The organism is Psychrobacter sp. LFX-11D, assembly GCF_904846475.1.
GTDB lineage: Bacteria > Pseudomonadota > Gammaproteobacteria > Pseudomonadales > Moraxellaceae > Psychrobacter > Psychrobacter cryohalolentis.
The window spans coordinates 1-906 of record NZ_CAJHAV010000039.1; the positions used below are offsets into that span (position 1 = coordinate 1).

Genomic DNA, 906 nt, shown 5'->3' on the forward strand with positions numbered 1-906 from the left:
TATAGTCAATCTTAGATAAAACCGATACAATGTTTATAATCAATTCATTTAGTGAAATAAACCGTGACCTATTCAATCGACTTTCGCAAACAAGTACTGCGTAGCATTAAAGACGGCATGACCATTCGAGAAGCTGCTGCTTTTTACGAGCTTAGCACGAGCTCTATTCACAGCTGGCAGCAGAGCTTAGTTCCTAAAACGACTAGAAATAAAGCACCGACTAAAATATCAAATGAAGCATTATTAAAAGATGTTAAGCAGTATCCAGACGATTATATGTACGAGCGAGCACAGCGTTTAGGGTGCAGTAAGTCAGGCATTGAGTCGGCCTTAAAGCGTCTTGACATCAGTCAAAAAAAAGACCTTAGAACATCCAAAAGCATGTCCGATCAAAAGAGCGGAATATCAAAGTAAGCTTGATCATTTTATGAAGCAAGGCTATCCCATTATTTATATGGATGAAAGCGGCTTTGAAGCTGAAACTATTCGCCCTTACGGCTATGCACCAATAGGAAAACCTTGCATTGATCGCTACAACTGGCAAGCAAAAAAGCGTACCAACGTCATCGGTGCTTTGTATGAAAAGATGCTGTTTGCGCTTGATTACTTTGATAAAAATATTAATGGCGATATATTCTACGACTGGTGTAAATACACCCTAATCCCAAGTCTTAAAACCAAATGTGTGATTGTGATGGATAACGCCAGATTTCACAAACGAGTACAAAGACTGCTGAATAGGTACGGTCACAGGCTTCTATTCTTACCACCCTACAGTCCTGATCTAAATCCTATCGAAAAGAAATGGGCGCAAGCAAAGTTTCTACGCCAAGGTTGGATGGAGAATAATCTACCTAAACTATTTTATGATATGGGTTGTTCCAGTTTTATTGTGGATTGACTATA

2 protein-coding genes are annotated in these 906 nt (G+C 39.1%); both read left to right on the forward strand.

What is annotated here, in order from left to right; genetic code table 11:
• The first annotated feature begins 63 nt into the window (after positions 1-63).
• Entirely contained in the window at positions 64-414 is a 351-nt protein-coding gene (locus JMX75_RS12985; protein WP_227673106.1) for an IS630 transposase-related protein, read from the forward strand.
• Entirely contained in the window at positions 341-901 is a 561-nt protein-coding gene (locus JMX75_RS12835; RefSeq protein ID WP_227673107.1) for an IS630 family transposase, read from the forward strand. Before JMX75_RS12985 ends, JMX75_RS12835 begins: the two co-directional genes overlap by 74 nt.
• Positions 902-906: the final 5 nt, after the last annotated feature.